This is a genomic window from Exiguobacterium indicum HHS 31, from assembly GCF_001939065.1.
Classification (GTDB): Bacteria; Bacillota; Bacilli; order Exiguobacteriales; family Exiguobacteriaceae; genus Exiguobacterium_A; species Exiguobacterium_A indicum.
Window position 1 is genome coordinate 477,324 of record NZ_MPSZ01000001.1, and the last position, 25,559, is coordinate 502,882.

A 25,559-nucleotide genomic window follows, 5' to 3' on the forward strand; every position below is an offset into this window, starting at 1 on the left:
ATCCTCTCTTTTCCATTGTCCGAAAGAACGAAGAAACGGTCAAATGGGAAACGCGACTTGACAAGAAATCTTTTGGTTTGTGACACTGATAGTGGAAACAACAAGGGAGGATTCAGATGTCTATTTTCGTAGATGCAGACGGATGTCCCGTTGTCGATCTCGTCGTTCGACACCGACAGGGACGTGACGTCTTTTTAGTTTGTGATACAGCACACCAGATGATGCGGGAGGGGGCGACGACGATCACGGTCGGACAAGGACCAGATGCCGTCGATTACGCGATCGCCAATCGGATGAAACGTGGCGATCTCGTCGTGACCCAAGACTACGGTTTAGCAGCACTCGTCTTAGCGCGAGGAGGCTTCGCGATGGACCAAAATGGTCGTCAGTTTACGAACGAGAATATCGATCTATTGCTTCATACACGCCATGTCGGACAACAAATCCGACGAGCGGGTGGACGGACGAAAGGACCGAAAAAACGGACGCGCGATGCGGACCGGGCCTTTGAAGAGGCATTTCGCGCATTAGTGCAAAGCAGCATATAAGGAAGACAGTACTCGAACTGTCGATCAAATAGGGACCATGCTATAATTTGTAACAGGAATGAATTTTGAAAGGAGGATACACGTTGAAACGAATCTTACGCGACCACTCGAAGGACCGTCCTTACCGATTGCGCCAAGGAACGGTTCCAGCATCAGCTGAGGCACGACTCACATCACTCGATCAACGTGAAATCAATCGATTACAACAGAATTTACGAGAAGTCGAACTGAAATTGAAGCAACGCAATGAAATCATGGAAGCGTTAGCGACGCAAAATGTCGAAGCGGCCTGTGAGACCGTCCTGACGATCCTGTTGCAATTGCTCGATGTAAAAGAAGGTGCCATCCTCTTGTACCGTCGTGAACAGTTGAATCATTTCGTCGCGCAAGGCATCGACGAGATGGAGCTGATCGAAAAAGATCTCGATCAATATTCTGTCTTACGTCGGGCGTTCGTCATGCGTAAATCGGTTCAATTACCGATTGGCGATCAGTTCGAATCGGCGATTCCCGTCCAATCTCCAAGTAATGGACAAGTCGTCGGGTTACTTTATATTCGTCATGCTTTTCCTCAGTTCAATCTAGAGCAAGTCGGGGACTTACTTGATCTATCACGAAAACTCGGAATGACGCTTGAACGCCATCTATTATTCCATCAGATGGAGCATGAAAAGATCAAGACGTATCAGCTCCTCGACTCGATTCGGGAAGCTGTCCTATACATCGAGAGTAGTGGGGAACAGATCTATGCGAACCAAGCTTTGTTGAACATGTTTCCACCGAAGCTCGTCAATCAAGCGCAAGGATTCCGCCACGCCTACGAACGGGCGACGTCGCTGTTTGAACATGTCGATCAGCCAGACGCACTCCATGACTACATCGGTCAACTGATGAATGGAGATATTCCGGGAGAAACGATCGAACTATCAGCGTTTCGGGGGAACTTGCTACTCAGTGCTTACGCCGAGCGGATTGCGATCGCAAACGTCGAGTGGGGCATGATGCTCGTCTTACGGGACGTGACGAAAGATAAGGAACTTGATCTTAAGCAGGCAGAATTCGTCTCGATCGTGTCGCACGAGTTGCGGACACCGCTCTCTTCCATCATGGGCTTCACGGAATTATTGATGAAACGAGAAGTGGATCCGAAGCGCCAAAAGCGATATTTGCAGACGATTCATTCAGAAACCGTTCGTTTGGCGGAATTGATCAATGACATCTTGGAAATTCAAAAAGGAGAAGATTCGACGCATGGGACTCAAAAAGAACCGCTTGATGTGAAACAATTGATGTTCGAGATGAAACCGATGTTTGATCTCGCGAGTCGCGCGCATCGCATCAGTGTCCAGTTCGATCCAGGCACCTATACGATTTCAGCAAGCAGTGAAAAGATGAAACAGCTGTTCACGAACTTGATCATGAACGCGATTAAATATTCGCCTGAAGGTGGGGCAATCCGGATCAAAGGGTCAAATCAATCGGATCAATTACGGATTGAGATATCGGACGAAGGGCTCGGTATACCAGAGAAAGCCCTACCTTATATCTTTGATAAGTTTTACCGAGCAGATAACTCGGATACACGTAAAATCGGTGGAACCGGCTTAGGACTCGCGATTTGTCGCATGATCGTGCTTGATCATGGTGGAGCTATTTCCGTCCAATCAACGGAAGGAAAGGGCAGTACCTTCATCATTCAACTCCCGCTCGACGCATGACCGACAATCGACTGAGAAAGGAGGAAGACACGGTGAATAATTCACACATTCGTTATGAAGCATTGCATCCGCTCGTCGAAGAGATTCTTGAAAAACTGAGTGAACGGATTGGCGTCAACACGTTGTTTTTTGCATTAAATGATTCATATAGCAACTTTGTCGTCAAGGCGATCAATCAAGAGCGACGGTTGATCGAAGAAGGCTCGACCCATGTCTTCCAACACGTTCTCTGTAAGCTGGTCGTCGATGAAACGGATGGAAAGGTTTCAATCAGTGAATTGCTCAACGATCCATTGACGGTCAATCATCCGGTCACGAAAGCACTGGGGAACGGAAGTTTCATGGGAGTGGCAATCAAGAATGCTGAGAATGAGAAGATCGGGACGTTGTGCGCCTTCGACGATCAACCATTCGACTTCAAGGAGCAGGATATTGCACTTGTGGAACATTACGCTGACATCATTAGTAAATCAATCAACGTTGAAACGTATGTCATCAAAGACGCTTTGACAGATGTCTATAACGAACGCTATATGAATCGACTGATTTCGAGTGTGACGATTCATCCAGCTTTCTTGATGGTATTGAACCTCGACCGTTTTCATGCGATCAATGCTACGCACGGTTACCGGATAGGGAATGAAGTGTTGCGTGAAATTGCAAGTCGTCTAAAATATGTACCGTTACCGAATCATGTCGTCGGACGGATGGATGGTAATGAGTTCGTCGTATTGGCAGAACTTGAGCAAGAGCAAGAATTCGAACAGCATGCAATAGACTATGCCCGCATCGTCACGGAAGCGATCGAGCAACCAATCGTTGGTGTCGCGGACGAACCGATTCACGTGACGGCATCGTCTGGTGTCAGTCTCTTGACGGGTGACATGGCGAGTCGTCAGACGCAGATTTATGCAGCGGAAGCTTTGATGCAACAAGTCAAACACGACGGAAAACGACGGACCTCGTTCGTCAATCCAAACCGGCATGCGGAACAGCACCCGTTTGCATCGGTCCTTGAATCAGAGCTGTCGCATGCACTGGAACGGGGGCAGTTCGAACTTTATTACCAATGGATCGTCGATGCGAAACAAGAACATTATGTCGCGGTTGAAGCACTTTTGCGCTGGAACCACCCAGTGCTTGGCTTCGTCAGTCCGACGGATTTCATTCCGATTGCTGAGAAGATGGAGATTTTTCCGGACATTGGTCGATTTACGATCTGTCAGGCCATCTTGGATCAACGCCGGTTAGAAGAAACGTTTGGTCGTAAGATTTCTGTCGCCGTCAATCTATCGGCAAATCAGTTCGAGTCGGATCAACTATTTTCCGAGTTAATTCGACTAACAGAAGAGTCTTACTTCCCGAATGAGCGTCTCATTCTTGAAATTCGTGAGGAAGTACTGCAAACACGTCGTCGTTTTGCCATCAAACGCTTGGAACAGTTACGCCAAGCAGGCTATCGTCTGACCGTCGATCATTTCGGCAGTCATTATGCGTCGCTCAATTCGTTGTTACGCTTACCTGTTCAAGCGGTCAAACTCGATCCGATTTTTACACGTCGACTCGTTCAAAATCAGTTGGAGCGCTCGATGATTCGCTCTGTCCATTCCTTGACGTCGACGTTGAACATTGCGCTCGTGATTCAGGAAGTCGAAACACCGTCACAGCTGCAACACATTCAAACGTTAGATGAGTTGTTGTATGTGCAAGGATACGAGGTCCATCATCCTCAACCGATCGATCAACTGCTCGTCGAAGACATCATGCGAGGACGTGCTGAGGTTTAACCGTTCTTCAGTCGGGAATACCTTAAAAGGTGGAACAAGTACATTTTAAGGGGGATGCCAAATGGCTGATCAACACGATAAAGAAACGGATCCGATTACTTCAGGTAACCGAATGACGAAGGATGAGATTGCGGGGCGTGATCCGCAGAACCATGCGGAGGTTCCGGAAAAATCGAAGGATGAAAAAGAATCGAAGCATCAAGAGCAAGAACAAGATGCTGAGAAAACAGAACGACCAGACAACGATGCTTCGAGTGAAGAGGCACCCAATTTGTCCCATGCTTCAGATGAAGATGGGGATGTCCAGCCGTCTGATGATGACAACCAACAAGATAAGGAATAACTAAAATGAAAGGCAATCGATGTCCGGCAGAAATGCCGGATACCGATTGCCTTTTTTTGATGGAGTAAAAGATTACTCGCCACCCCCGCCGCCGTCACCACCACCATCAAATCCTCCGTCGATCCCGCCGTCTGTCGCATGGGACGTATCGGTCAAATCAACAGGGAAGAGTAAGAACGGAATCGCGTCGGCGCCGTCCGGTGGGAGAATCGAAGATGGGAAGAGTTGTTGCAGGATTGTTTGTTGACTTAAATACAATCGGATTGCTGTCAAATAGACTAAGTCTTTCCGGTATTTAAAATGTAAATCGGAGCGTAACGCCTCTGCCATCCGTTCGAGTGACGAAGCGTGAACGTTTGGATCACCGAGTAACGCAAGCATGCCGTGGAACGACAGCGGAACATGGTGTTTACGATGTATCTTACGGGATGCCTCCACTTGTGCGATATAGCGATCCCAATCGTCTTCAGGCAATAAAGCGAATATCAAGGCGACGACATACGTCTGTTGAGCGCGTCCGAATCGCCGTTTGAGTCGTTGATAGACCGTTTCGATACGCGAGGCGAGCTCGTCTAACTCACCGCGTGTCGTAGCGTGAAAATAGACGAAAGAGATCAATAGCGGTGACACGATGAACCGATGTTGTTTTTTGAGGTGTGTGTATAATTGTACCGTTCGTTCAAGTACCACGTCCTGCGGAGTAAGACGGCTGATGAACAGGGCAGTAGAATAGGCATTCAAGGGATGCGACAATCGATGCGATTTAAAATAGCCATGAATCGACATCATCTCAGCAATCCGACTCGGTGTGTGGGCGTCAAAGGCATGAATCTTCGAAGCAAGTAATAATGCCTGGGTGGTTTGTGTATGCAAGCGTATTTTCAAGTCATCTGCTGTCTCAAGCAACACACTTGCGGAAACCTGCTCCGTTCCGATCGTTCGGTCGAATGCCAGTTCGATGAGAATGCCATCCTGATAGGTTCTGAATTCTGGTCCGATGTGATCCAGCTGTCGCAAGAAAGTCGTCGCGATCTCCATGACTGTTCCTCCTCTGCCTTTTCTTATAGTGTATCACGCAGTGAAAGCGTTCTCTTATTTTTTCAGTTGGGTGTCAATCAATTGTTCTGCTGCGCGCCGATACAAGTTACTCATATGAGCCATCGCTAAGATCTGTTCCAGTGGGTCGGTCGTCGAGGCGGTTAGAGCGTCTTGTTCTGTTACGAAGCGGGCTGTATTTCGTTCCGTCAGTTCGAGGTAATTGCGATAAAACCCTTCAAGATCAAGTTGATCCTGTTCGATCCCTTCGTTCAAGGGCGCGAGAATCGTCTTGATATCATTGATCGAAAACGAACTTTTCAATTGATAAATCAAGCTGATCAGAATCAAGTGCTCCTTCGTATATTTTTTATTCGTGACCGGAAAGAATAATTTCTTTTTGGCATAATTGTTGATCATCGTCTTCGTCAAAATCGTCTCATCTGTACTTCGCGTCGTTGCCTCGAATGTCCGCTCGAACAGTTGGATGACTTGATCCATATAGAGATCGATATTCGGAATATCTTCGAGCCGTAATTGGCGATCGTGTCTCGTGTCATCAGAATGTGTCATAAAAAAACCTCCAAAATCGCTAAAATAGGACTTTCTACTTCTCCATCATATGATAGAATACGTATATAACGCCATGTAGTATTCGAAACTACATATCAGAGGAGGAACGAAAGTGAAAGCTTATATGAGAGAACCGATTAATGGATTAACGCATCTTGGAGGGGCTGTCTTTGCTTTTGTCGGGTTACTGGCACTTGTCATTAAGGCATCGTTAGAACGGGGGGCATCACTTGCGATCGTTGCAGCGATTATTTTTGGTGTCAGTATGATGGCGCTCTATGCCGTCTCAGCGACCTACCATATGGTGCTTGCGAGCGACCGGGCGATCGCAATCTGGCGTCGGTTGGATCATTCGATGATTTATCTGTTGATTGCCGGGTCTTACGCACCGTTTTGTCTCGTCAGTCTGAACGGTCCGACTGGTTGGGTCTTGTTCAGCATCGTCATGTTGATTGCAGTCTCTGGAATCACCTTCAAATTGGTTTGGTTCAACAGTCCACGTTGGTTATCAACGACGCTCTACATCGGAATGGGCTGGATCATGGTATTTGCGATCACACCACTCGCGCAAGTCTTATCACCGCTCGGCATCGGATTGTTGTTCCTTGGTGGTATCTTCTATACGATCGGTGGCATCATCTATGGGCTGAAGCCACGTATCTTATCGTTCAAACATCTTGGATTCCATGAAATCTTCCATATCTTCGTATTACTTGGTAGCTTAGCACATTTCCTATGTGTCTACTTCTTCGTCTTATGAGGATGTCCTCCTTCAGTCAATGGCTGAAGGAGTTTTTTTGTGTCTGATGGAAATTACAGGAGAAGTCGAGTGTTCTCACGAATGAAAGAACGAATAGATCACGCATAGGGGGAAAAGCATGAAACACACACGATGGCAGTTAGAGACACTCTACACGATAGATGACGTCAAATCAGGAATTACTAAGATACAAGCAGCGTTGACGAAACGTCCGACAAATGTGGCAGAACAGGTCGAGCGTTATCAGCAAGTCGCGCGCGACGTCGAGGAATGGAGCGACTTCATTTATTGTCTGTACGCTGAAGATGTCACGCGCTCAGAAGTCCATCCATTGCTCGAAGAGATTGAAATCGTGCAAGCGATGGTGCGCAGTGAGGCAGCAGCACTCGATACGAAGATCGCTGCACTGTCACAAGAAGAGTGGGAGGAGCTCGTCACGGGCTCACCATACGCCTTTTTCTTGAACGAACGCCGTGACATCCAGTCGCGTCGTGCACCACTAGTGCAGGAACAATTGTTGCAGGATCTCGGTGTGGACGGGTTCCAAGGCTGGGGACAGCTCTACAAACAGCGTTTCATGGCATTACGCGTCGACTTGGATAATAAGCAGGTTACGATCGGTCAAGGGCTACACGAAGCGATGTTCGCACCTGACCGTTCGGCTCGTTTAGCGGCAGCGACAGCAGTTGACACTGCTTGTGCACAAGAAGCTGACCTGTTCGCGATGATTCTGAACCGGATTGCCGGCTTCAGATTGCAATCCTACAAGATGCGGAACTGGGAGCAACCATTGACCGAGTTGCTTGAGCAGAACCGGATCTCGGAAGCGAGCCTAACAGCGATGATGGAAGCACTTGATCAACACCGCGACCTCTTTCACGCCTATTACGCTCGCAAGATTGCCCAGGCGGAGCGGGTGACGGGAGAATGGCATGATTTTGAGACGAACACCTATCGCTCCGCGCGTCACGTTCCATTTGAGATGGCAGAGACCATCGTCACGACACAATTCAAACGATTGAATCCGCAGCTCGGCGCCTTCGCGGAAAACGTGTTTAGTGAGGGATGGGTCGATGCAGAGAATCGTCCTGGAAAAGCAGAGGGCGGATTCTGCGCTGCCTTTCCGATTGCCAAGGAGAGCCGGATCTTCATGACGTACCGCGACAGTTATCCGGACGTCGCGACGCTCGCTCATGAATTCGGTCATGCCTATCATAATTATTTACTGCAAGATGAACCGTATTTAAATCAAGTAAAAGGAACGAGCATTGCGGAGACGGCTTCGACGTTCATGGAGAATCTCGTCCTCGATGCTGCCATCAAAGAGACGACGGAACGGGAGGAAGTGCTTGCTCTGCTTGAAGTCAAGATCCGAGAAGGGCTGAAATATGCCAGCATCGTTCCCAGGATGTTCCGGTTCGAGCAACGGTTTTATGCGGAACGTCAGCAAGGGACGGTCAGTGCCGAACGGTTAAGTGAACTCCTGCAAGAGGAAGAACGGTTAGCCTATGGTCCGGTATTGCCTGAACCAGCGCGCTATAAATGGATGTACATCAGTCATCTGTTCAATCCGAATCTTGCGTTCTACAACATTCCCTACACGATCGGTTATCTGCTCAGCAATAGTCTGTATCAGACGGTTCAAGCGGATCCGAGTCAATTTTCGACAGTCTTTGAAGCCGTCATGCATGATTCCGGTCAAGCGACGATCGATGAGATCGTTAAACGTCATCTCGACGCTGATCCGACATCTGTCGCGTTTTGGATGGAAGCTCAACAACCGCTCGTCCAGGCAATTAAGCAGTACCTGACGTTAACGGAATCCTCTCTCTCCGTCGATTGAAGACGAATCGAAACGGGAACAGAAATGTAGGGAGGGATGCGGATGTATGAACAGGAGAAACAATTAGTCGCTGAGGCAGCACTAACTTACGTGAAAGATGGGATGATAGTGGGTCTTGGGACGGGTTCGACGACGGAACGGTTCATCGAGGCGCTTGGTCCACTTGTGCAGGCGGGACTACAGATTCAAGGCGTGGCAACGTCACTTGCGACGGTCCGACTCGCGGAACAGTTACACATTCCGTTGATCGACTTGGAAGAGGGAATGGAAATCGATGTGACGATCGATGGGATCGATCAAATTGACGGACACTTCCAAACAATCAAAGGTGGTGGCGGTGCACTATTTCGCGAGAAAATCGTCGCAATGATGAGTCGAGAATTGCTCTATCTGACCGATTCCTCGAAGTTCGTCCATCATTTAAGCGGACCGTTACCGGTCGAACTGGATCCGTTTGCCTTACCGTATGTGCGGCAACGGTTGCGTGATAAGCATGTATCCGCAACGCTACGCGTGAAAGACAATCGTCCCTTCGTTACAGATGGAGGTCACGTGATTCTTGACGTAGACTTATCAGCCATCTCGGACGTCCGAGTATTCGCAAAAGAAGTGAAGAGTTGGTCGGGTGTACTCGAGACCGGTTACTTCGAGCGACAGCCCGATCATGTCCTGACGGTCGAAGAGGGCAAGGTCAAACGTATCGCGCATCCACGACTGCGTGACGGTGGTGGATTGGTTTAAGGAAAGAAAGAAGGAAACCGTATGGGCTTGAAAAAACGGTATTTATTCGGAGCAGGTGTCATTGCCGGTGCGAGTCTATTGTTGTTCAGGAAGCGGGAACAGGGCACACAGACCGATGCGCTACGTGATTATTTAGAGCATCTCGATCAGGATCCGAGTCCCGATGCTGCGAAGGACCCGGATGAGGTCGGATTGACGAAACTGGATTCGATCTATCGGTCGGAGTGGCAAGCGAATGGTTTTCCACGTTCGCGGACGGAGCTAGAGGAGCTTGAAAAATAAAAGAACATGAAAACAGCCTTGATTTCAATGAATCAAGGCTGTTTGACTTAGAGGTAATTGAAAAGAGGAGAAGCTCACCATGCCAATTTGAAATCTTATCCTGAATCATATTAGAACTGAGCATTTAGTTACGCTTACTAATCTTTGCTATCGACATAAAGCTAAACAAAATTACTAAAATGCCAACAAATTGCACCTTTACATGATAAAGAGGATCAAAATAATTTGTTTCGAATTGAAACACGTGTGGCCAGGGCATGAACTGTCCTTTTGTGACGATCTCGAGCAAGGTGTACATAAGTAGAAGGGAGAGTGCATATTCAAACCGTTTTGTCCAAAGTATAAGTGTCATACCGAAAAATAGAAAGAGCAATATCAACTCTATATGGTGTAGAAAAACGATTGTTGGTATATCGACATCATTGAACAATAGTGTCCCGGTTAAAACTAAATAACCAACGAAATAGAGTAATAGAAAGCGAAGAATATCCATTACAAGCCACTTACGGTAGTAGGGAACTAATGTATCGTATGCACCTTCATCAAAAATCGGCTGAAAATGTAAGATGACCGTCCAAGCAATCCAAGGAATAAATGCTGTCTGGATAACTTGAATGCCATATTGCATCGGATTGAACAAAACATATGATTCTAGTGCAACAAACATAATTAGAGGAAGAAGCATTGCGATTCCATGAAGTCTCCAATCAAACCAAAATAATCTTTTGAACACTAGGCTTCTTTTCATTTCGAACCTCGCATTACCATCAAGTAACCGTCCATCAGTTTGGGTTCAAGGTCCGACGAAGAGGCTGCGGCTTCTTCTAAATAGCGAACCTCGATTTGCTCACCGTGTTCATTAAGATCAACGACTCGTTCGTCCTGCATCCATCCACCAAGTTCCTCAAGGGAGACCTTTACGCTCGAAAGATGACCTCTAGCTAAATTCTTCAGTTCTAACGGTGTTCCTTCAAATCGAACGATTCCATTTTGTAGAATTCCGATTTTAGTACACAAAAACTCAATGTCTTCGACAATATGCGAAGAAATGATGATAGTGTGATCTTCGCCTAATTCACGTAGTAAATTTCTGAAACGAATCCGTTCTTCGATATCTAGTCCAGCTGTTGGTTCATCAAACACAAGGATTTTAGGCTTGCGTAATAAAATCTGTGCGATACCAACACGCCGACGCATTCCACCAGATAAATCATTCATTCGCATGTCTCTCTTATCTTGAAGATTCACGCGGTGAAGGGCTTCGTCTACTTTTTCTTGACGCTCTGATTCTGTAGTAATACCTTGTAATAAAGCAAGATGAAGAAGTACATCTTCCACTTTGAGACTAGGATAGATATTAAAGTCTTGTGGTAAAAATCCGACTTCTCTCGAAACATCCGCATATTTTCTCTTCACAACGGACTTTCCGTCGATACTAATTTGTCCTCCAGAAACGGAAGTCAGTCCACATAGTACTTTCATCAAAGTCGTTTTCCCTGCTCCGTTTGGACCTAATAGACCAAAAATCCCTTCGATTTCAAGCGAAACATGGTGTAAAATTTGTTTCTTTCGATAGGATTTTGAGAGATGTTGTAACTGGATCATGACTCCATACTCCTTTGCACTCTATTTTTCCGTCTCGTTTAATTCTGAGTACCATTTTTTCAACAATATTAATTGTTGCTTATGGTCATAGTCCATAAATTCTTTAATCCAACGCTCTACTTCCTTCATATCTAAGTTAGATTGTTGGAGGAAAAATGGATCCACCTCTATTGGCTCTAGTTTTAATTCTGTTTGAATCCAATAAGAGAAGGCAGCGTTGAATACTTTCCATTTGGGTTGTACCTTCACTTCACTTGAACTATTTGACCAAAGAATTCCTGGCACATAAGTTGCCACTACTTCACTTAAGCTTTGATCCAAACGAAGTGTCGTTCCAATCTGCAACAAGAGATGCGCATCATCAAGATAACTGTTTCGTTCTTCGTTTGGAGAAACAAGGATAATTTTTTTAGGTACTACCGTTTGTTTATCAAATGTTCGCTGCAATACAGCGTTAGTTTGTTCTAATGTTTTTTGGACCGATTGCCAGTAAGTTTGTGGCATTGACCACGAGTCATCTGTAACGAGTTCATGATCTTTATACTCAAAAACTGCAAGATGTCCTTGCATCATCGTTACACCAGCTACACGACCTATTAAAGATCGCTCTCCCTGTCTTTTTAAGTTCGTTGTGATATCTTTCGGGATATCTCCCGAGATTTTAATATCACTCATTTTTTGTCGATCTCCGATAAGATCTAACGTTCCAACACCTAAACGATTGATTGGCTGAGACTGTCGAACAGGATACCAGTTTAATGTAGCAGGCAAATACCATGTATCTTTTGTAAGAGCAAAATATGGGCTATTTTTTATGTCGTAACGAACTTTAACATTCGTAGTAGAACCATCTGACGAAATCGGAAAAGAGATAAAGTCGCCTTGACGCTTAAATTTAACTTTCCTGTTGTTTACTATTACAGCGTTTACGTCGTATTCATGCCACAAAGAAAGACTGATAGATTGTTTCTGAGAAACTTTCATTAACATATCAGCTTCTACTTTTAATGCGTTGGTTTCTTGTACCATATTTAAGTTCATCTTTTGAATCATATAATCAAGAGCACCCTTTTCAGGAACAAAGGTATACGGGGGTTTATAGTGCTTCGATAAATCAGAATCAAAACTGCGATCAAAACTCAATTGATTGTTCGCGAGTGCAAAGGGAGATACAAAAACAAGGACTCCTAATCCAAGTATGGAGAAAACTACTGTCAAAATTCTTTTAGAAGCTCTCAAGTGCCATTGTCCAACTAAAAGAAATAACAAGACGCATTGCAGTGATATATGAAGGATATTCTTTATAAAAAGAGCTTCATTTCCGAGAAAACCACTGAGTTGTGCATGGATATGCCCTGGTTGAATAGGACCAATAAACAATAGACTACGTATTCCCTCGAATCCACCTTTGTAGAAATAGTCAGAGAAGAATTCGGTATTTAATGGACCAATCAATACCCATACGAGAAAGAGTGCCAACATGCCAGTCTTTCTCTTTCCAAATATCAGTGCACAGTTGATTCCCCATAATGCTGTTAGAGTGAGCGGTAAGAAGTAAAAAATCACAGCATGCTCTACAATATCAAGTTGAAACGTAGACCATGGAATCTCTTGATTCTGATAGTAGATGAACAAACCTAATAGACCTATCAAGAGAGTTGTCCCTACAAAAATGACATGATTGAGAAGGATTGAAAAAATTCGCTGATATTGTATGGTGACGATATCCGGGAAGAGTATGCTTTGTCGATACTGCACTTCTTCAGAGACAAGTCGATACATATAGACGGCGACTAGTAACATCATTCCTTGTACAGGAATAACAAACCCATTCAAGAGGCTTGCATAATCCATGTACACATACTCCTCCCGGATGTCGGCGATGATCTTCATTCCAATACTAAAAGGAAACAGAAGTAAGGAGAATACGTAAAAATAACTTTTAATCATCTGTAATCCGTAAAATTTTAGTAGATCTTTTACAATGATTTTCTGCACTTTTTTCACCTCTTTATTTTACTTGTGATAGTTACCTATTATCACAAGTAAGTTTTTAATAGTAGTGCTACTATCTTCTTTGTAGTTCATCAACAAAAAACTAAGAATAATGGGGAAAACCATTATTCTCTCAAACTAATACTAAATGAGAGAGACAATTCTACAGCTTTGCAAAGAAATAAGTCTGTCCTTTTCAAGGTTGACACGTATTTGAGTGTATTTTTAAACCATCCATTATTTTAGGTAAAGAAGAAGCGGAGTTCATAGTCCCTTCAGTCTTAGTCATCAAATCTATCCACACTAAATTGAACGTAATAAATTGGAATTACAAAAAGACATTTTCGAAATAGTGCGTAACACTACAAACAAAGAGCTTTAATCAAAGAATCGACAGGGATCAGATTTTGACTAAAGAAAAGCTCGTAACTCAAAAATAAAAAGAGATGAATAACACGAATTTAAAGATAATACGACAGATTCGGAGAGTAGTTGTTGAGAAGAAAAGGAAAAGTAATTTGGATATTTATGCTATACATCATATGATCATTTTGGCTTCGTTCTTGAAGTAATCGTAATAGCTAGCGATACCTTATTACGAAGTGGAGTTTTAATCTAAATAGCCCTGAATCCTAATGATCCAGGGCTGTTTTCGTGTGTCTTAATATGTAAGCGACCCAGCGATGATCAAACCGATCGAAATCGATAAGAAGAGGAGCAGCAAGCCGACTGCTTCGTTGTTCGCATCAATCTCTTTCGTCATGCTCAAACGTGGAATCAATAAATCTGCGAGATAGAATAAGACGATTTGTAAGACGATCGCGAGTGCGCCCCATAACACCATATCGAGAATGCTGACAGAGTTCGAGATACTCGAATAGAGGACGATGGCAAGACCAAGAATACGTCCACCGAAAGCGTAGACGGCCGCTTTCTTTCCGTTACGGATGAGTTCGAGCTCCTTCGATTTCGTCGTCACCTCGAACAAGACGACACCGATTGCAAGGAGTACGGTCGCGACACCGATATACGAGAGCGTTGAAAGGAATAGATCACTGAATGTCATGCTGGTACCTCCATCATGATTTTTTATTTTTTTGCGTTGTTCGTATGCAACATACAATTCAAGCAGTGCTCCGACGAGAATACCTGCTGATACATACAAATAGAAGTTGTCACCAATGAATCCGAACAAGAGACCTAAAATGAGGCCGATCAGGATATAGGGACCTTTTGCTAACTTCATGCCAATCACCTACCTCTTCTTTAAAGGTAGCGGATTTCAGAGGTGGCGTCCATCGTTATTCTTGAAAGCTGACGGCAGATTCTGCATTAGGAGAAAACAGGACGACTTGATTCCGTCCTTGTTGCTTTGCCTGATAGAGGGCAGCATCCGCATCCAGTAGAAGATCGTCGATTTGCAGTGTCGTCTCATCGTATGCGGCTAAACCAAACGATGCTGTGAGCGGTAGCTCTGTCGTCGCTAGTCGGAACGGACTAGAAGCGATCCGTTCGCGTAATTGCTCTGCTAAAGGCAGGACTTCAGCAAGCGGAACACCCTCGAACAGGACTGAAAACTCCTCACCGCCGTTACGGGATAAATACCCGCTTTCTGCCACTCCATCGCGCAGTCGATTGGCGAACTGCCGTAGCACCTCGTCGCCCGCCTCATGTCCATACGTATCGTTGACCTGTTTAAAATGATCAATGTCGATCGTCAACAACACGACCGACTGTTTGGTTAGAATCAATCGCTGTTTGACATCCGTGAAGTATTCATTAAAGGCGCGTGAATTGTTCAATCCTGTCAAAAAGTCGAGTTGCGCTTTTTGCCGAAGCATCCGTAATGATTGTTTGGTCAACCGAATATCGCGGATGATCAGTAGGGCGAGCCAGCTACTGACGAACGATGCAGGAATGACGACTGCCATCACTTCAAGTAGAAGAATCTGTTTCGGTAAGACAATCCATAAGACAAGAGCGTGTAAAGCCGTCGCGTAGAGCGTCACGAGTGTGAATGTTCGTTTTGCATATGGTGGCATTTCGCGAACGATTAAGCTCGTTCCTAAAGCAATGGCGACAATGAAGCCGAATGCGGTGAAGGCTGCTAGATTCGTTCCTAAACTGAAACGATAGATGATGATTGCAATCGTCACGATCGTTGTCGGGATGGCGCCACCAAAGTAGGCAGCGACGACGACCGGAATATGACGCAAATCAACCATGACGCCAGGTGCTGCTTCAATCGTCATCTGCATGAGTAGTAACGAGATGACACTTAGAGCAAGACCGTACAATACGCGGGTCAGCCATGGGGATTCACGGGTGATCGGGAGCGGTGATAATTTTCCGAGCAGATAGAAACCAGCCATTAATAGCGTCACGTTATGCAAGACGTCAAAAAGGATGCTTTTCATGAACTGTCCATCCTTTCAAATAAAGTACGTTACTTAAAAGACATACGCCATAAAAGGACTAACTCCTGTTCCTTGAAAAAATAATCTATTTGATGCAATTGTGTCTATAATGTGAACTTATGATTTCTATAAGCTGTACTTATAGTTTGACGGAATTTAATTGACCTCTTCGACACTGCGTTGTTAAATGATGAAGAAGCGATATGAAAGCGCTTACTAAAATCGAAGGAGATCTACTTATGGAACTTGTCATCATTCTTCTTGCCTTATCCTTATTGATGTTCGTTGCCTATCGTGGTTTTTCGGTCATCCTATTCGCGCCAATCTGTGCCTTGTTCGCCGTCCTACTGACGAACCCGGATTGGGTGTTACCTTTCTTCTCGAATATCTTCATGGAAAAGATGGTCGGCTTCATCAAGGCGTACTTCCCGGTCTTCCTCCTCGGGGCGATTTTCGGAAAAGTCGTTGAGATGTCCGGTATCGCGGAGTCAATCGCGAAGACTATCATCCGTATGATCGGTGCGAAGCGTGCCATTCTTGCTATCGTCTTACTCGGCGCCATTCTTACATATAGCGGCGTCAGCCTGTTCGTTGTCGTCTTCGCTGTTTATCCGTTCGCAGCAAACTTGTTCCGCGAAGCGAACATCCCGAAACGCCTCATCCCGGGAACGATCGCCCTTGGTGCATTCACGTTCACGATGGATGCCTTACCAGGAACACCTCAGATTCAAAACGTCATCCCAACGACGTTCTTCAAAACGGATATCTACGCTGCGCCAATCATGGGAACGGTCGGTGGATTGTTCATCCTAGTCGTCGGTATGTGGTATCTCGAGTCACGCAAGAAAAAAGCCCATCAAGCAGGGGAAGGCTACGCTGGATTTGAAGCAACGGCGGCAAGTGCCGCACCGCAGATGGAGTTGAAGAATGAACCAGAAATGACGCTCGAGACGGATCGTCAACCGGTCTATCGGCAAGTCCTTGCCTTCGTTCCACTCGTCCTCGTTGCCGTCATGAACAAAGTCTTCACACTCTCGATTCCGAAATGGTATCCGGAAGGATTTGATTTTTCAGCAATTGGTCTAGAGGCATTCGGAAAGATCGAGACACCGGCCGTTCTTGCGATCTGGTCCGTCCAAATGGCGTTATTGATCGGAATTCTCGCAGCGATGCTGTATGACTTCCCGAAGATCAAGACGAATTTCCAAGCTGGTTTGAACGTCAGTATCGGTGGCGCGCTTCTAGCGGTCATGAATACAGGTGCTGAGTATGGTTTCGGAGGCGTTATCGCAGCGTTACCAGGATTCAAGTCCGTCTCAAGCGGGATCTCAGAGACATTTACGAATCCGCTCGTCAACGGAGCCGTCACGACGACGACGCTTGCCGGCGTTACTGGTTCCGCATCAGGCGGGATGGGAATCGCGTTAAGTGCGATGTCGGATAAATATACGCAAGCCATCACATCAGGCGGCGTGCCACCGGAAGTCATGCATCGCGTCATCTCGATGGCGTCCGGCGGAATGGATACGTTACCGCATAACGGTGCCGTCATCACGTTACTTGCCGTTACGGGGCTGACGCATCGTCAGTCGTATAAGGACATCTTCATGATTACGATTCTTAAGACAGTGACGGTCTTCTTGATGATCGGATTGTATAGTTTGACTGGCTTGTACTAAGGATTTTTAAAGGGGGCATCATTAGATGAAACAGGGGAAAGTATACGCATCATTCGCGGAAGCAACAGCAGACATCTTTGACGGGGCGACGCTAGTCGTAGGGGGCTTCGGACTCTGCGGAATCCCGGAAAAATCAATTACCGCGTTGCAAGAGAAGGGCGTCAAGGATTTGACGGTCGTCAGTAATAACTGTGGCGTCGATGACTTCGGACTCGGTCTCCTCTTGCAGACGCGACAAATCAAGAAGATGATTTCGTCGTATGTCGGGGAAAACAAGACGTTCGAGCAACAATACCTCAGTGGCGAGATCGAAGTTGATCTCGTCCCACAAGGTACACTTGCGGAACGTATCCGTGCCGGTGGAGCTGGCATTCCCGGTTTCTATACACCAACAGGCGTCGGTACACCGATTGCTGAAGGGAAGGAACAAAAAGAGTTCGATGGAAAAACGTATCTGCTGGAAGAAGGGATCGTCGGCGATTTTGCGATCGTCAAGGCATGGAAAGCAGATCGTCTCGGAAATCTCGTCTTCCGGAAGACATCACGCAACTTTAATCCGATCGTTGCGACAGCCGGAAAAGTAACGATCGTTGAAGTCGAAGAACTCGTCGAAGTCGGTGAACTCGATCCGAATGAGATTCATACACCTGCTGTCTACGTCCAGCGCATCGTCGTCGGAACGGATTATGAAAAACGCATCGAACGCCGGACTGTCCGGGAAGCTTGAGGAGGAGACGGATATGAAAACGACACGAGAGATCATCATTGAACGCGCACTTCAGGAAGTTAAAGACGGGATGTACGTCAATCTCGGGATCGGGATTCCGACATTGATCGCCAATGCGATTCCGGACGATATGCATGTCATGCTGCAATCCGAAAATGGACTGCTTGGCATCGGACCGTATCCGCTTGATCATGAAGTCGATGCCGACGAAATCAATGCCGGCAAAGAAACGGTCACGGCACAATCCGGAGCATCTTACTTCGACAGTGCCGAATCGTTCGCGATGATTCGCGGCGGGCACATCGACCTCGCGATCCTCGGCGGGATGGAAGTCGATCAGAACGGTGACCTCGCGAACTGGATGATTCCGGGTAAGATGGTCAAAGGCATGGGCGGAGCGATGGACCTCGTCAACGGAGCAAAACGCGTCGTCATCATCATGGAGCATGTCAACAAACATGGCGAATCGAAAGTCAAACAGGCGTGTACCTTGCCGTTGACAGGACGCGCCGTCGTCAACCGTTTGATTACGGACCGGGCCGTCTTTGATTTCACACCGGACGGAATGGTCTTGATCGAGACGCTGAATGGTCATACGGTCGAAGACGTCAAACAAGTCACGGAAGCACGATTCACGGTCAGTCCGGAACTCGAGCGCGTGACGGTAGGGGAGTGAAGCAGATGGTTCAAGGAGATATCGTACTCGTCACAGGTGCAGGAAGCGGAATTGGTCTTGAAATCTCAAAGGCGTTTGCTGCGGCAGGAGCGAAGGTCGTCGTAACGGACGTTCGCGCAGAAGCAGCAGAAGAGGCGGCGGCAGCGATTCGCGCAGCTGGTCATGAAGCGGTCGGCATGACGCTCAACGTCACTGATGAAGCACAGGTCGAAGTCGTCTTGAAGCAGACGGTCGAACAGTTTGGTCGACTCGACGTCTTGATCAATAACGCGGGTCTTCAACACGTCTCACCAATTGAAGAGTTTCCGACTGAGAAATTCGAATTGATGATCAAGATCATGTTGACGGCGCCGTTCATCGCTATCAAACATGCCTTTCCGATCATGAAGGAACAAGGCTACGGACGGATTCTTAACATGGCATCGATCAATGGTTTGATCGGTTTTGCCGGGAAAGCAGCGTATAACTCGGCGAAACATGGATTGCTCGGTCTGACGAAGGTCGCAGCCCTTGAAGGAGCGGAACACGAAATCACCGTCAACGCGATTTGCCCGGGGTACGTCGATACACCACTTGTCCGCAATCAGATGGAAGACTTGGCGAAGACGCGTCACGTCGAGCTTGAGAAGGTACTTGAGGAAGTCATCTATCCGCTCGTTCCACAAAAACGGTTGCTCGCCGTCGAGGAAATCGCGGATTATGCATTGTTCCTCGCGAGCCGCAAAGCAAAAGGCATCACAGGACAAGCGAACGTACTCGATGGAGGATATACGATTCAATAAGGAGATGGAGCAGATGAGTGAAGCAGTCGTCATCGTCAGTGCGACGCGCACGGCGATCGGAAATTTCAATGGGAGTTTGAAGGACGTCAAAGCAACGGAACTCGGAGCGACGGTCATCCGTGCGGCACTTGAAAAAGCAGGTGTCGCTGGGAATCACGTCGACGAAGTCTTTTTCGGTAACGTCCTCTCAGCAGGACTTGGTCAAAATCCAGCACGGCAAGCGGCACTCGCTGCCGGATTACCGGAGACATGTCCAGCGATGACCGTTAACAAGGTCTGCGGATCCGGTCTCTCGGCCGTCCATCTTGCGTATCAAGCAATCAAGTCGGGCGAAGCCGATGTCATCGTTGCCGGTGGGATGGAGAACATGAGCCAAGCGCCGTATGTCCTATCGGGCGCACGGTCTGGGCTGAAGATGGGTGACCAACCGCTCGTCGATACGATCATCCAGGATGGACTTGAGTGTGCGTTTAATGACTATCACATGGGAATCACGGCAGAGAATTTAGCCGACGCCTATGAACTCTCCCGCGAAGCCCAGGATCAGTTCGCGGCGACGAGTCAGCAAAAAGCGCAGACGGCATTAGCGGAAGAACGGTTCGTCTCGGAAATCACGCCAGTGTTGATTCCACAACGAAAAGGCGACCCGATCCGTTTTGATCAAGATGAGTTTCCGCGTGCCGGAACATCTGTCGAAACACTCAGTCGTTTGCGCCCAGCATTCAAAAAGGACGGAACGGTCACGGCAGGAAATGCATCTGGCATCAATGACGGAGCTGCGGCACTCGTCATCATGTCCGCGACAAAGGCACAAGAACTCGGCGTGACACCACTCGTTGAGATCGTCGCGAACGGAACGTCCGGTGTCGATCCGAGTATCATGGGAATCGGTCCCGTCCAAGCGGTCCAAAAGGCACTCGATAAAGCGGGACTGACGCTTGAGGAGATTGATGTCATCGAAGCGAACGAAGCGTTCGCGGCACAATCTCTCGCGGTCGATGCGGAGCTACAGTTCCCGCATGAGAAGCTCAACCGAAATGGCGGTGCAATCGCGCTCGGTCATCCGATCGGTGCGAGTGGGGCGCGGATTCTCGTTACGTTGATCCATGAACTCGAGCGGACGGGTGAGACACATGGTCTTGCGACGTTATGCGTCGGGGGCGGTCAAGGGGTAGCGACGATCGTCAAAAAATACGAAGGTTAACTAATAAAGCACGAGACGAAGGAGATGTTTGCTCCCGTTGTCTCGTGCTTTATTGATTTTAGCGAATCGTTAACATGTCTTTGTAACTGCTTTTTTCGAGAATTTGCACGGAGGACATTCGTGACCATTCCTTCAAGGAAATCTCGGGATGTTGCTTCACGAAGTCGGAGACGATCATGTAACCGAGTCTGTATTTTACGAACGATGGAATTTGTTTTTCGTAATTTCCTAAGAACAGATCATCCGTCGTCAATCGTTCCGCATTCAGCTCCGAAATCACATGCTCTAAAGTATGGTCAAGTAGAGGGGCGATCGCTTCCGATGATTCCACAGGATAAAGCTTGTGGGCAAAGAATTCCGCTTTTCCTTCGAGGATGATGTAATCGAGCATCGTCGCACGATTCGGTTCATCGAGGGCTACGGTATGATGGTACTCATGCGCCGTTGTGTTGCGTAATGATGTTTCCGAAAAATCCTTCAAGAAGAACAGACTCATTGAATTGTTTCCTTGCGCGACACCACTGACACCACCATAACGTTTGGCATCATCATGCTCGATTGGTGTCGTCGGGGAGACGAAGACGACGAGCTTCTCATCCCGTGGAAGTTGTTTCATCGAAGTCAGGAGACTGGACTTGATCTGTTTCATGATGCGCTGATGGTGTTTTTTCAAATATGTATTCATCTGCTTTAAGTCCTTGATGTTTTCCGATGGCTGTTCGTAAAGGCTAGGAACGGGCATCGCTTGGAGCTGTTCTTTTTTGATGACGCTATTTTTAGCGCCCAATACATATTTTTTAAATAGTGCCTCATTGTCCTCTGGATGTTTCGAAGCCGCTTGAATGTAATCGTCATACGCCTTGTACAAAGGAACGATTTGAATCTCTTGTTTCTCATGCGTAAATGAGATGTCATACGTCTTCGGTTTTTCGGCAGCGGGGGAACAACTGGCAAGTAAAAGGGTGGCGCTAAGAAGATAGATCGATTTCATAGAAAAACCTCCTGTTTGATTATCCATATATTTACTTTCTTCATGAAGCCTTTTAATCCTACTACGTCATATGAACTTATGAATCCGGTTTCATGCTTCGACGCACAGACGTAACAAATTCTATAGACCATAGCTCCACCAAACTTTCTGCGCAATTTTCAGAATATTCTCCAGATAAACTCCTAGCACGAGCTCTTAAACGTATGGTATCCTTTCGAACGAAGTACTTCATCTGCTTAGGGAGCGAGATGAAGTCGATCATCATCAGTGGGGGTTTATTATGTCTAAAACTGTTCCAACATCATTTATCATCGTCATCGGCATGATGCTCTTCGCCTTATTCTTCGGGGCAGGAAATCTCATCTTTCCGCCGATGCTCGGACAGCTCGCAGGGGAGCATGTCTGGGTCGCCAATGCCGGATTCCTCGTCACCGGTGTCGGTCTACCATTGCTTGCGATTCTCGCATTCGCGTTTTCAGGGGAACGCGATTTACAAGCGATGGCGTCACGCGTTCATCCTGCGTTCGGAATCGGGTTCTCGGTCATTCTGTATCTTGCGATCGGTCCCTTCTTCGCGATTCCTCGTGCCGGAACGGTCTCGTATGAGATCGGCATCAAGCCGTTCTTCAGTGAATCGACGAGCCACTGGCCGCTGCTCATCTTTACGGTCTTGTTCTACACGGTTGCTTGTCTCTTATCATTGAATCCGACGAAAATCGTCGATGTCGTCGGGAAAGTACTGACACCGATTAAAATCACGTTCATCGGTCTGTTGATCGTCGTCGCTGTCCTGCATCCAATCGGAAGTTTTCAGAATCCTTTGAAGACATATCAGTCGAATGCCTTCTTTAACGGTTTCCAGGAAGGATATATGACACTCGATGCACTCGGTGCCTTCGTCTTCGGGATCATCATCATCGCAGCGATCAAGGAAAAAGGTGTCACATCGAAGCGACAGTTGCTGTTGATTTGTACGAAAGCGTCATTGATCGCAGCGGCCTTGCTAGCAATCACGTATTCGGCACTTGCCTTCATGGGTGCTTCAAGTGTCTCGGAAATCGGACAACTGGCGAACGGCGCAGAAATCTTGTCAGCTGTGTCGGATCATTACTTCGGTGAATACGGTGCAATCTTACTCGGTCTGATGATCACGGTCGCCTGTATGACGACAAGCGTCGGCTTGATCACAGCCTGTGCGTCGTTCTTCTCGGCACTCGTGCCAAAAATCTCGTACGTCAAATGGACGATTGGTCTATCGGTCTTCAGCGCACTCGTTGCGAACATCGGTCTGAATCAATTGCTCGCCGTCTCAAAACCAGTCTTGATGACACTTTATCCACTGGCAATCTGTCTCATCTTCCTGACATTCTTGCATCCACTCTTTAAAGGTAAACCAGCCGTCTATCAAGGGGCGCTTTGGATGACATTCGTCGTCAGTTTGTTTGATGGATTGAAGACAGCAGGGATTAACGTCTCAGCTGTCACGAACGTGTTCGACGCGGTATTACCGTTTGCTTCCGTCAGTCTCGGATGGGTCGTACCAGCCATCATTGGTGGAGTGATCGGAGCAGTCGTCGGTAAGAAAACAGCGGAGACACAATCGTCGTCGCGTGTGGCTTAAATTAAACCCCTTCACTCAGATTACACTGGGTGAAGGGATTTTTTTGTAACGATGAAACGTATTCTAACAACAGTTGTTGACAAAAACCGGTGGAATAATGCTATAGTGTTAATGCAAATGATATTCATTATCAATTAGAAGGAGTGATAGGTGATGTTCATCCAATTAAAAACATTTAAAGTCAAAAAAGGAAGTGCTGTTGAAATGATCGAGCGTTTTTCAGGAAAGGGAATCATCGAGCAACAACCAGGGTTCTTCGATTTAAGTGTCTTACATAAGAAGCGTACAAAAGAGGAAGAAGAAGTTCTTGTCCTGATCCGCTGGGAATCGGAACAAGACTGGAAAGCGTGGGAAACGAGTGAGGTACACCTTGCCGGTCACCGAGAAAGAAGGGGACAACCAGGTCCCTCCTTCATTCTTGACGGTCAGCAACATTACTATGATGTGATTGGATTTAAGACAGCAGATACATGATCGACACAACAATAAACAATCACGTAGGCAAGTGAAAGAAAAGTATCTCGAAGATTCCCTTTCATATTGATCAAGATTGAACGGATACGGAAAAGCGTCAGATGGTATATGTTTTTTAGGAGTGAGTTGAAAATGACAGAAGCACTGCATGTATTTCGAGTGAGGAAACACGCTTTACAGACAGGAGGACAATTAGCGATACGTCCGGGTTTGATTGTCGTCATACAAGGCGTTGGCATTACCTACACGGAAAGGAAACGTCTAGAATCGGGCGAAGCCTGTTTCATCATGAAACCAGGTGAACGATTCATCGTTCAGGAAGGGCATTGTTTGTTGTATCAGTTAGACGTTGAATTGACGCCATTTCTAGTCTACCGTCAACCAACTGATGAACTAGTGGAGTGTTTAGAACGAATGCGCGGATGTCCAAACACAATGACCGGTTCTCTTAGACAACATCGCTATCTGTATCAACTACTGGAGCAATTAAGTGAACGTCGTCATGAGCAGACGTTTGAGGAAGTGACGTCCCAGTGGTTAAAAGAACTCGGAAAATCAAGAACAGTCAGTGACTTGGCAAGTGAGTTAAACATGTCACTGCCGACGTTTTCTCGTCAATTCAAAAAGCACTACGATCAATCACCAAAGGAACTGCTTCATCAATTGCGGATGCAACGGGCGAAGGAGTGGATGATTGCACATCCAGATTGGACGATTGCCGAGATCGCAGAACGTGTATCAATCAATGATGAATTTTATTTCAGCCGTCTCTTTAAAAAGCGTGAGGGACTATCACCAAGTCAGTACCGGAAACGGTTGTTTCCACGGGTCGGAATCTGGAGTCAAGCGTTGTTACAAGATCACTTATTGGCACTTGGGATTCAACCTGTCATCGCACCGTCTTTTCCGACACAATATCGTTCGAACGGTGTGCCAGACTATTTAAGTGAACTCGAAGGTACGCGACTATACGACGCGTCAGCAACGATTTTACCGGAATGGTTTGAGACATCAAATCTCGATCTCGTTTTACGGACACCGATACGAGGTGAATCACCACCTATGTTGACGTCTTGTCCGGTCATCGATATTTCGAAACAAACTTGTTGGAAGGATTACTTGTATGCTGTTGCTACGGCAACCGATACGCTTGAGCGAACGACTGACATCATCAACGAAGTCAAAACGCTTGAAACAATTGTGAAGCAACAGTCCGAATTCAATCGGAATGTGACATGGGCAGTTATTTGGATCAGAGACTCAGAAATCCGACTGTACGGACGAACAGGGCATACGATGTTAGATTTTCTGTTCAGTGAAATCGGTTTACAGCCCGTGGAAGGACTCCCGCACACCGTCTACATGACAATCAGCTTAGAAACATTACAGCAGTTGGATCCGGATGGTTTGTTCATACTGTGGAGTCAACCTGCAGATGTGGAACGAATTCGAGGAACGAGGGTGTGGCAAACGCTTCGTGCCGTTAGGACGGGGCGTATATTTTACCCAGACAGTGTCGATTGGGATCCGTGGGGACCACTTGGGAGAATGCATATGTTACGTCAATTGCATACATATATCAGCGATAGTAACTGTTTTGTTTGTCCATGAAGAATGAAAAGAAAATCCATGTCACTCATCATTGATAATGATTATCATTACAGATGGAGTTCACGATGAGGCAGAGAAGACTGACAAATGAACTTAAAAAGTCGTCGCCTTGTCGTACGAATATTAGGGAGGATCGTTTGTTTGATT

The 25,559-nt window shown here is 46.6% G+C and carries 24 protein-coding genes; 16 read left to right on the plus strand and 8 right to left on the minus strand.

From position 1 onward, the window contains the following. The first annotated feature begins 116 nt into the window (after positions 1-116). The 4 genes from N179_RS02420 (at position 117) to N179_RS02435 (ending at position 4,396) form a co-directional block, all read left to right on the plus strand. The gene (locus N179_RS02420) at positions 117-548 is read left to right on the plus strand and encodes a YaiI/YqxD family protein (protein WP_075642084.1); all 432 of its coding nucleotides are present in this window, start codon (positions 117-119) and stop codon (positions 546-548) included. Positions 549-631: 83 nt separating this feature from the next. After that, complete coding sequence (locus tag N179_RS02425) at positions 632-2,266, plus strand: ATP-binding protein (RefSeq protein ID WP_023467809.1); 1,635 nt, start codon at positions 632-634, stop codon at positions 2,264-2,266. Between the two features lie 32 nt (positions 2,267-2,298). Continuing rightward, a complete protein-coding gene (locus tag N179_RS02430; protein WP_231681778.1) occupies positions 2,299-4,053 on the plus strand; it encodes an EAL domain-containing protein in 1,755 nt (584 codons plus the stop codon). 61 nt (positions 4,054-4,114) lie between these two features. Continuing rightward, positions 4,115-4,396 carry a hypothetical protein gene (locus tag N179_RS02435; RefSeq protein WP_075642085.1) on the plus strand — a complete coding sequence of 94 codons (282 nt, stop codon included), beginning with the start codon at positions 4,115-4,117 and terminating at the stop codon, positions 4,394-4,396. Between the two features lie 72 nt (positions 4,397-4,468). Here N179_RS02435 and N179_RS02440 read toward each other — a convergent pair whose 3' ends face one another. After that, complete coding sequence (locus N179_RS02440; RefSeq protein WP_075642086.1) at positions 4,469-5,434, minus strand: DUF4003 family protein; 966 nt, start codon at positions 5,432-5,434, stop codon at positions 4,469-4,471. A gap of 54 nt (positions 5,435-5,488) precedes the next feature. Beyond that, on the minus strand, positions 5,489-6,004 hold the full coding sequence (locus tag N179_RS02445) for a DUF1836 domain-containing protein (RefSeq protein ID WP_055967209.1): 516 nt from the start codon (positions 6,002-6,004) through the stop codon (positions 5,489-5,491). Between the two features lie 112 nt (positions 6,005-6,116). Here N179_RS02445 and trhA point away from each other — a divergent pair, with 112 nt between their 5' ends. The 4 genes from trhA to N179_RS02465 all read left to right on the plus strand — a co-directional run bounded on the left by trhA (position 6,117) and on the right by N179_RS02465 (position 9,630). Next, on the plus strand, positions 6,117-6,764 hold the full coding sequence (gene trhA / locus N179_RS02450) for a PAQR family membrane homeostasis protein TrhA (RefSeq protein WP_023467814.1): 648 nt from the start codon (positions 6,117-6,119) through the stop codon (positions 6,762-6,764). Between the two features lie 118 nt (positions 6,765-6,882). Next, positions 6,883-8,607: a M3 family oligoendopeptidase gene (locus tag N179_RS02455; protein ID WP_083639878.1), complete on the plus strand. Its 1,725-nt coding sequence runs from the start codon at positions 6,883-6,885 to the stop codon at positions 8,605-8,607. Positions 8,608-8,649: 42 nt separating this feature from the next. Further along, positions 8,650-9,348, plus strand: coding sequence for a ribose-5-phosphate isomerase RpiA (gene rpiA, locus N179_RS02460; protein ID WP_075642087.1), 699 nt, complete (start codon positions 8,650-8,652; stop codon positions 9,346-9,348). Positions 9,349-9,369: 21 nt separating this feature from the next. After that, positions 9,370-9,630: a hypothetical protein gene (locus N179_RS02465; protein WP_035398072.1), complete on the plus strand. Its 261-nt coding sequence runs from the start codon at positions 9,370-9,372 to the stop codon at positions 9,628-9,630. Positions 9,631-9,754: 124 nt separating this feature from the next. Here N179_RS02465 and N179_RS02470 read toward each other — a convergent pair whose 3' ends face one another. From N179_RS02470 to N179_RS02490, 5 genes are all read right to left on the minus strand, one after another. After that, positions 9,755-10,378, minus strand: coding sequence for a hypothetical protein (locus tag N179_RS02470; RefSeq protein WP_075642088.1), 624 nt, complete (start codon positions 10,376-10,378; stop codon positions 9,755-9,757). Further along, complete coding sequence (locus N179_RS02475; protein WP_075642089.1) at positions 10,375-11,235, minus strand: ATP-binding cassette domain-containing protein; 861 nt, start codon at positions 11,233-11,235, stop codon at positions 10,375-10,377. The genes N179_RS02470 and N179_RS02475 overlap by 4 nt, the downstream gene beginning before the upstream one ends. A gap of 21 nt (positions 11,236-11,256) precedes the next feature. Beyond that, complete coding sequence (locus N179_RS02480; protein ID WP_143404445.1) at positions 11,257-13,089, minus strand: hypothetical protein; 1,833 nt, start codon at positions 13,087-13,089, stop codon at positions 11,257-11,259. Positions 13,090-13,891: 802 nt separating this feature from the next. Then, positions 13,892-14,296 (minus strand): DUF350 domain-containing protein, encoded by a 405-nt coding sequence (locus N179_RS02485; RefSeq protein WP_023467822.1) that lies wholly within the window; start codon positions 14,294-14,296, stop codon positions 13,892-13,894. Positions 14,297-14,531: 235 nt separating this feature from the next. Continuing rightward, on the minus strand, positions 14,532-15,647 hold the full coding sequence (locus N179_RS02490) for a GGDEF domain-containing protein (RefSeq protein ID WP_075642091.1): 1,116 nt from the start codon (positions 15,645-15,647) through the stop codon (positions 14,532-14,534). Between the two features lie 239 nt (positions 15,648-15,886). Here N179_RS02490 and N179_RS02495 point away from each other — a divergent pair, with 239 nt between their 5' ends. Genes N179_RS02495 through N179_RS02515 form a run of 5 tightly spaced genes read left to right on the plus strand, consistent with a single transcriptional unit; the run spans position 15,887 to position 20,715 of the window. Continuing rightward, positions 15,887-17,326 carry a GntP family permease gene (locus N179_RS02495; RefSeq protein WP_035398062.1) on the plus strand — a complete coding sequence of 480 codons (1,440 nt, stop codon included), beginning with the start codon at positions 15,887-15,889 and terminating at the stop codon, positions 17,324-17,326. Positions 17,327-17,351: 25 nt separating this feature from the next. Then, positions 17,352-18,053, plus strand: coding sequence for a CoA transferase subunit A (locus N179_RS02500; RefSeq protein ID WP_029341303.1), 702 nt, complete (start codon positions 17,352-17,354; stop codon positions 18,051-18,053). A gap of 13 nt (positions 18,054-18,066) precedes the next feature. Further along, positions 18,067-18,729: a 3-oxoacid CoA-transferase subunit B gene (locus N179_RS02505; protein WP_023467827.1), complete on the plus strand. Its 663-nt coding sequence runs from the start codon at positions 18,067-18,069 to the stop codon at positions 18,727-18,729. Between the two features lie 5 nt (positions 18,730-18,734). Continuing rightward, positions 18,735-19,511 carry a 3-hydroxybutyrate dehydrogenase gene (locus N179_RS02510; RefSeq protein WP_075642092.1) on the plus strand — a complete coding sequence of 259 codons (777 nt, stop codon included), beginning with the start codon at positions 18,735-18,737 and terminating at the stop codon, positions 19,509-19,511. Positions 19,512-19,524: 13 nt separating this feature from the next. Beyond that, entirely contained in the window at positions 19,525-20,715 is a 1,191-nt protein-coding gene (locus tag N179_RS02515) for an acetyl-CoA C-acetyltransferase (protein ID WP_075642093.1), read from the plus strand. 58 nt (positions 20,716-20,773) lie between these two features. Here the strand turns inward: N179_RS02515 and N179_RS02520 are convergent, their stop codons facing one another. Beyond that, positions 20,774-21,706 carry a DUF2268 domain-containing putative Zn-dependent protease gene (locus N179_RS02520; RefSeq protein WP_075642094.1) on the minus strand — a complete coding sequence of 311 codons (933 nt, stop codon included), beginning with the start codon at positions 21,704-21,706 and terminating at the stop codon, positions 20,774-20,776. 280 nt (positions 21,707-21,986) lie between these two features. Between N179_RS02520 and brnQ the strand changes: the two genes are divergently transcribed. From brnQ to N179_RS02535, 3 genes are all read left to right on the plus strand, one after another. Beyond that, entirely contained in the window at positions 21,987-23,327 is a 1,341-nt protein-coding gene (brnQ, locus tag N179_RS02525; RefSeq protein WP_075642095.1) for a branched-chain amino acid transport system II carrier protein, read from the plus strand. Between the two features lie 153 nt (positions 23,328-23,480). Further along, positions 23,481-23,801: an antibiotic biosynthesis monooxygenase gene (locus N179_RS02530; protein WP_075642096.1), complete on the plus strand. Its 321-nt coding sequence runs from the start codon at positions 23,481-23,483 to the stop codon at positions 23,799-23,801. 132 nt (positions 23,802-23,933) lie between these two features. Further along, positions 23,934-25,412, plus strand: a complete 1,479-nt coding sequence (locus N179_RS02535; RefSeq protein ID WP_075642097.1) for an AraC family transcriptional regulator — start codon at positions 23,934-23,936, stop codon at positions 25,410-25,412. The last annotated feature ends 147 nt before the right edge of the window (positions 25,413-25,559 follow it).